Source organism: Streptomyces laculatispora (genome assembly GCF_017353455.1).
GTDB classification, from domain to species: Bacteria; Actinomycetota; Actinomycetes; order Streptomycetales; family Streptomycetaceae; genus Streptomyces; species Streptomyces laculatispora.
In genome coordinates, this window is sequence record NZ_JAFMPZ010000306.1 from 1 (window position 1) to 6445 (window position 6445).

General features: G+C 66.9%; 6 protein-coding genes. 4 read left to right on the forward strand and 2 right to left on the reverse strand.

The features are described from left to right. Positions 1–169: 169 nt before the first annotated feature. The 4 genes from J1C73_RS16885 (at position 170) to J1C73_RS16900 (ending at position 3686) form a co-directional block, all read left to right on the forward strand. Positions 170–724, forward strand: a complete 555-nt coding sequence (locus J1C73_RS16885) for an Rv1352/Rv1906c domain-containing protein (protein ID WP_242644292.1) — start codon at positions 170–172, stop codon at positions 722–724. Between the two features lie 100 nt (positions 725–824). Next, entirely contained in the window at positions 825–1151 is a 327-nt protein-coding gene (locus J1C73_RS16890; protein WP_207317114.1) for a hypothetical protein, read from the forward strand. A 439-nt stretch (positions 1152–1590) separates the two neighbouring features. After that, positions 1591–3264, forward strand: a complete 1674-nt coding sequence (locus tag J1C73_RS16895) for an AbeC-like domain-containing protein (RefSeq protein WP_207317115.1) — start codon at positions 1591–1593, stop codon at positions 3262–3264. An 80-nt stretch (positions 3265–3344) separates the two neighbouring features. Further along, a complete protein-coding gene (locus J1C73_RS16900; RefSeq protein WP_207317116.1) occupies positions 3345–3686 on the forward strand; it encodes a hypothetical protein in 342 nt (113 codons plus the stop codon). 14 nt (positions 3687–3700) lie between these two features. Here the strand turns inward: J1C73_RS16900 and J1C73_RS16905 are convergent, their stop codons facing one another. Both J1C73_RS16905 and J1C73_RS16910 read right to left on the reverse strand, forming a co-directional pair. After that, positions 3701–5380, reverse strand: a complete 1680-nt coding sequence (locus J1C73_RS16905; RefSeq protein ID WP_207317117.1) for a DUF262 domain-containing protein — start codon at positions 5378–5380, stop codon at positions 3701–3703. Between the two features lie 212 nt (positions 5381–5592). After that, positions 5593–6210 carry a hypothetical protein gene (locus tag J1C73_RS16910; protein ID WP_207317118.1) on the reverse strand — a complete coding sequence of 206 codons (618 nt, stop codon included), beginning with the start codon at positions 6208–6210 and terminating at the stop codon, positions 5593–5595. Positions 6211–6445: the final 235 nt, after the last annotated feature.

Here is a 6445-nt window from a genome sequence, read left to right on the forward strand (position 1 = left end):
TCAGCGGCGGCGTCAAGGACTCCGGCGGCCGCGTCGCCGACGCGATCCTCTACCCCGCGACCGAAACGGGACGCCGGATCCGCGGCCATTAGCAGCGGCTCGCCCACCCCGGACCGGCACGGCTACCCGAACCAACTCAGCTCGTACAAAACTCACTTCGGAGCACGCCATGAACTCTCCTCAGTACCAGGGCTCCGGACCGTACAACACGCCCCACCACGCCCTCCCGGTCCCGCCCGTCCCGTCGCCGCGGAAGCCCTCGCGCGCCAAGGCGTGGGTCACACACGGCGCGGTGGCGTGCGTCGCCCTTCTCATCGGCGCGGGTATCGGCTCCAGTGGAGAGGCTGACGCCGACAGCAAGACCGGCGCCTCCGCGAAGCCGGTCCCGACGGTGACCGCGACCGAGACCGCCAAGGCTGCTCCTGCGCCGACCGTGACCAAGACGGTGACCGCCAAGCCGAAGCAGACGAAGGAGGCCGGCCCCGCGAGCACGTTCAGCGGGGACGGGGAGTACCTGGTCGGCGAGGACATCGCGGCGGGGACGTACAAGACCGCGGGCGGTGACGGGTCGTTCGGCTGCTACTGGGCCCGGCTGAAGGACGCCAGCGGCGAGTTCGACGCGATCATCGCCAACAACAACCTCGACGGTCCGGGCCGGGTGACGCTCAACAAGGGGGAGTACTTCCAGACCAAGCGCTGCCAGGAGTGGAAGAAGGCGGGCTGACCGGGGCGGCGCACCAGCGCCGTTGCCCCCCCCACACACACGACTGCCGCCGCTGCGGCGACCAGCGGAACAACAACGAATCGACCAGGGGTGAGCTCGCATGGACGCGGGAGATGAGCCGGAACTGGTGGTGTACCACCGCCATCTGACACAACTGCTCGCCTGTGGCGACGAGGAGGCCTTCCAGGCCCTCATGGTTCAGGCCCGCCACGTCATCACGCGGTCGTACGAGACGAGCCTCTACGACCACCAGCAGACCTTCCGGCTCCTCTGGCACCACCTGGACCAGGCCGGCCACCTGCACCGCGTCAATCAAGCGGCACCGGGCCGCCTCGCTTCGGGACGTGTGAGCGCCGAGGAGACGAGAGAACTCGAACTCTTCCTCACGCTCTACGCCCGGATCGGGGCGGCCGACACGGCCGGCTGACCAAGCATCCACTGCCCCGAAAGGGCACGGGGCCGCTTGCCATCGGCCAACCGGATCCGGGCCGATGCCATGTGCTAGGCGTGACAGCATGCAATTCTCCGTCCCCCTACCCCATGTGGACCTCACCGACGTGCAGTGGCGTCTCCTCGCACAGCTGGCCACTGCTCCCCTGCGCGACCCGGGTATCAGCACGGGCGATCGACAGCCGACGAGGACGGACAGCTGTCTTCCCGCTCACTGACGGTTGGACCAGCGGTGGCCGGAAACTGATTCAAGCGGAAGTCCTGCCCTTCCTGAAATGGCCCTCCGTACACGACGCTGTCACCCATTGCGACGGGGGAGGCAAGGAATGGGGCTTGGCGCGGATTTCGAGCGCGCGCAACCATCGGCGAAGGCAGTGCCTCGTCAGAGGTCATCGAGTTCGGACAATTCTCCGCCCATGCCCCTGCCGGAAGGGCCCGACTCGGCCGACGCCCCGGACCTGGAGCAGGACCACTCCGACGTCACCCATTGGCTGTGCGCGGCCGCGTACGCCCGGGACGACCACGTCGAAGTCGTTCAGCGGCTGACGAGGGCGTACGCACGCGCGGTGCCCATCTTCGCGTGGGTCTACCTGACCAACAGGAAGCGTGCGGCGCGGCAGAAGCGGATACGAGAAGCACTTCGTCCGCTGCACCCCGTCAATGAACAGTGTCGCGTGCCTTTGGGCCACGACTATGTGCGCTGGGTCCGCCGGCGCGTGGCCCGTGGTCATCCCGTTCCGCCGCAGGGATTCCATCTCACGCCCGTGCTGCAGACAGCCGCGGGAGCCGAGCTGCTCACACACGTACGCCGAGGGCTCCTGCTCCTGGCGATCGTCGGCACCGTGACCGTGGCGGCCCGAACGAACACCGGACCGCTCGCCGTGCTTCTCATGGTGATAGCCGCCCCTTGGGCGGTCTGCTACGCCGACCGCCTCTTCGCTCAGTTCAGAATGCGCTCCTCCCCGTGGAACAACCTCCCCGAGCGCGACCACCGTTGGTGGGTGGCGGCGCGCCGCCGCCGCAAGCTGCGTGCGGCGCCACGGCAACGGGACGGGCTGGTGGTGCCGTATGCCTTGCGCACCCCGGGGCGGCAGGAATCCGGACATCATTTTCTGGGCGCCGGATCCGTCTTCAACGAGTCAGCTGTCGGCATCGACGTGGCAGCGCCGTTACCGAAGGACTTCACCGACGGGGAGTCCGAGGAAGACCGCCTCGTGCGGCAGCTGTTCCGCAGTGTCGACGACCTCGTCAACACATCCCAGGAAGCCGCAGGCGGTGTCACCCCTTTCACTCCGGACGACCTCCACGGCTACGTCGGGGCGGATCTCCGCAAGCCGTTCGACCCGAAGGGCGACTTCCACCCCGAGAACCGCCTGGTCGTTTTCGACGTGGCGGCGGTGTCCGCGGAGCGCTGGCCCGACATCACCCGAACACAGTGGGACTCGCTGCTGACACTCGCCCGGGACGGTACCGGTGCAGACGGTGCGAGCAAGGAGACCAAGGAGGCCCGAAGGTTTCTGTGCACCCGCATCGTCTCCTGGGACGGGGAACTGGTCGCCTCGCTCTACATCAGCTTCGCGTACGAGCACCATGACCTGCGGGTCACGGTCCGCCCTCATGTCACCAACCCGATCCACCCCATTCTGCGAGCGGCCGTACGCCTCGGGGAGCGCGGAGGCTGGGCCGTCCACGCACGGATGGCTGCCAACGCCGCACTCGACCTCATTGATCTACTGAATCGGATCCGCCGGCCGTTCCGTTCGCGCCGTCCCGAAGTGGACACGGGTGAGGGGCCGATCAGCCTGCGGGAGGTCTATTCCTCCCGCGTCATGGACGACATGCTCCAGCACGACGACGCCAGCCGATATATCGACTGGATGCAACGACGGGTGTTCCAGTCGGTCCTTGCCTTCCTTACGGACCACAACGTCGATACCGGGGCGTACATGAAGCAGGTGACATACGTCCTGGAGAACAGCGGGGTCATCAATACGGGCGTCATGGGTGACGTCCAGAACCAGCCCGGCGCCGAACGCTCCAGCATGACGAAGACCGATATCCGGTCAACATCCAAAGAAGGGACGAGTTGATGTTCGGCAGGAACAACGGCAACAACGCAGACCGTGGCCGAGGCCGTGACAACCAGGCGCCGCAGGGGAACACGGGAGTCGTGAACAGCGGCCTCATGGGGCAGGTCCAGAACCAGCCAGGTGCGATCGCCTCGTCCCAGAGCCACGTGGACGTGGGCGGCGAGACCGCCGACCCGGCTCAGTGGGCGCAGATTCTGACGGCCCTCGACGCCACACTGACCCGCGCCCGGGCGGACATCCCCGACTACGACGCGGTCCGCGCGTTGCTCACCACGATCCGGCAGCAGCGTCCCGACGAGCCCGACGGCCGTGTCGTCGCACACTCCCTGCTCCGACAGCTCTCGGACCGTTGCGGGGGTGCACCGGGAGTCGTCTCGCTGGTCTCGTCAGCCTTGTCCATCGTGGCGACGGCGGCCGGCTGACCCTCGCCGCACCACTACAGCCGCCACTCCTCGGCGAGCAGGCCGAGGAGTTCCGCCTGGCGCTTCTCCAGGTGCTCCGGTGTCCAGGTGTCCTGACCCAGTACCTGTGTGGTCAGAGGGAACGTGACGACGCCCCGTTTGAGGTACCGCTCCTTCTTGTCGGTGAAGTCGAGGTTCTGGACCTGGGAGTTCTTCGCACGGCTGAGCAGCACCAGGTTGGCCAGTCGGTGCGTCCACAGTGCACGTTCGTCCGGGGTGAAGTCCGCACGCCATTGCGACTGGGGACCGGGGTTCTGGGGGAGCACGTGCTCGACCGTGATGCGCGGAGCGTCGTACGTCGCCACGATGTCGTCCTCGGCCACCAACTCGTCGAGTCGCAGCAGGATGTACCGTCGCGTCCTCAACTCGTGGTAGACCTCGCCGTTGAGCCGGCGCAGTGTCTCGGCCCGTTCGGTCTCGGTCAGTTGGAAGGCCGGGGCTTCGAGGCCCCTGCCTGGGGCCAGCTCCTTCAGCTCGGTCAGCAACTCGGCGAAGCGGAACACACGGGGAGTGGTGTAGACACGTCGGACGAACATGCTTGCCGCGAGACGTTCCAGTGATCGGAGGAACGAACCCAGCCACACCGGATCGTCTCCGTGGGACGTGAGCGCCCACAGCGCCGCCGGCCACCAGTCGTTGTTGTCCAGCAACAGCAGCCTGCGGAACCAAAGGTTGACCTGATCCGACCCGTCTCCGGCTGCGTACGCCTTGTCGCGGATTACCGCGGACGCCTCGGCGTAGGGAACGAGTACCTGGTCCACGAACTCCTTGGCCCGTCCGCCCTTGTAGTGAACCAGGACCTGGCTCTGGAACTCCTTGAGCAGTTCCTGCCGTGCCCGTTCGCCGGAGAAGATCATGCGGATGTGGAGGAAGAGGTCGGAGAAGTCCTCGCGGCCAAGGCTCTCCTCGGAGTCTTCCCACCGTCTGGCGTAGGTCTCCGAGACCTCCTCGTCGATCTCTCCGATGATCTGCGCTTTGAAGATGTCGGCAGGTGACAGGTCGAGGCCCCGGGAGTTCATGACACTGAAGATCCGGTGGGCGCTGTCCAGGTCAGGGGTACTGACCGCGACGAGGAAGGTCTGGACCCCCATCAGCTTGCACAGCGAGAGGCGTTGCTCGTCGCTCCAGGAGGCCAGGGTGGTGTGCAGCGCCAGTGCGTTCGCCTGGACAGCCCTCTGTGCGTCCGTCCTGAGGTTGTGGGGGTTCAGTTTCAGCAGCGTACTGATGGAACCGGCGGTCTGGACGTGCTGGTGGAAGAACTCGGCATCACGGGGCCGCAGGGTGAGCCGGGGTTTGGCCTTCAGCCCGAGGACCGTGTTCCCGGGCTCGGAGATCATCGCCACCAGATTGGTCACCACGTCGGGCTGCTGCGCCAGATCGCGCAGCACGGCCAGCAGGATGGTCAAGGTCGTCAGACGTTGCTGGCCGTCGATGACGTCGGCCCCGGCGGAGCGGCTGTCCTTGACGAGTACCAGAGAGCCCAGGAAATAGGGCTCCCCGTCGCCTCTCAGGAGGGCTTCCTCGAGGTCGGCGAGGAGCTGCTGGGCCTGTTCGGGCTGCCATGCGTAGGGGCGCTGATAATCAGGGATCCGGAAGTCGTAGTCACTGCAGAAGACTTTGTGCAGCGGCACTTCGCGCGCTTCGAGCTGAGCCATGAATCGCATGATTCCTCACCGGATGGCGGCTTCGCAGCGAAGTTGAGGAACAGCAGGGAGTCACGGGGGTGCGGGTTGCGTGGGTGTTCCGGCCAGGAAGGGGGACAGGCGTTCCTGGCACGGCGGAGCTCCAGCCCCGCAAGCCCCTCCCGTCCGGGACCGGGAGGGGCTCGCGGCGGGCTTCTGGCCGGGCAGAGGCTAGCCGGGCGGCGTCAGCCGCAGTGTTCCGACTTCTCCTGATCGGTCATCGCCCGGGTGTGCTGCGTCTTGGTGCTCGGCGCGTCCGGCATCGGGCCCGTCGCGTCGAAGGGCACGTACCAGTAGTAGTGGCCGTAGAAGCGGTCCGGGAAGTGCAGCTCGTACGTTCCGCTGACGTGCTGCATCTGGGCCTCGCGGGTCACCCAGCCGACCTCGCCCGGCCGGACGTTCACGGCCGTCAGCTCCGACTCGGTGTGTGAAGTCTCCCAGGTGTGCCCGTAGGTGGCCGTGATGCTCATCTTGAACACGAGCGAGAAGCCGTACTCCGCGGTCAGGGAGACGCCGACGCTGTTGGACTCGCCCGTCGTGTCCGACCAGCCGACGGTGGTGGTCTGGCTGTCCGGGGTGCAGTTGAAGGCCAAGTCGCCTACCTGGTGGGACTCGCCCATCGATATCTCGGCTGCCCCGTCGGGGTGGAAGACGCAGCTGTCGGTCCCGTTGTCGCACTTGTCGAGCAGTTCACGGATGGTGGGCTGGTCCTCGGCGAGCGCGGCGCCCGGAGCGCTCAGGACGGCGCTGCCCGCGGTCACGAGCGCCGTGAGAAGCAGGGGGAGCCGGACTTTCACTGTCATGGGTGATCTCCGTGGGGGGTGATCGTGTCTGTGTGGGGGGAGGGAGAGCGTGAGCGCCCGGTGGGACCGGTGGTCAGCTGAAGCCGATGGACTGGGTGCGGTCATTCATGAACGACCCGATGGCGGCGCTGTTCTCCTCGAACGGGCCGTCCCGGTCACCGTTCAGTCCCGGCTCGGGGTAGAGCCCGACTGCGCAGCCGCCCCACGGCTGCAAGGAGGAGATGCGGTTCTTCCA

What these genes read in the sequence shown, in the direction of transcription:
- J1C73_RS16885 (WP_242644292.1), top strand. Translation starts at nt 170, where the DNA reads ATGAACTCTCCTCAGTACCAGGGCTCCGGACCGTACAACACGCCCCAC.
- J1C73_RS16890 (WP_207317114.1), top strand. Translation starts at nt 825, where the DNA reads ATGGACGCGGGAGATGAGCCGGAACTGGTGGTGTACCACCGCCATCTG.
- J1C73_RS16895 (WP_207317115.1), top strand. Translation starts at nt 1,591, where the DNA reads ATGCCCCTGCCGGAAGGGCCCGACTCGGCCGACGCCCCGGACCTGGAG.
- J1C73_RS16905 (WP_207317117.1), bottom strand. Translation starts at nt 5,380, where the DNA reads ATGGCTCAGCTCGAAGCGCGCGAAGTGCCGCTGCACAAAGTCTTCTGC.
- J1C73_RS16910 (WP_207317118.1), bottom strand. Translation starts at nt 6,210, where the DNA reads ATGACAGTGAAAGTCCGGCTCCCCCTGCTTCTCACGGCGCTCGTGACC.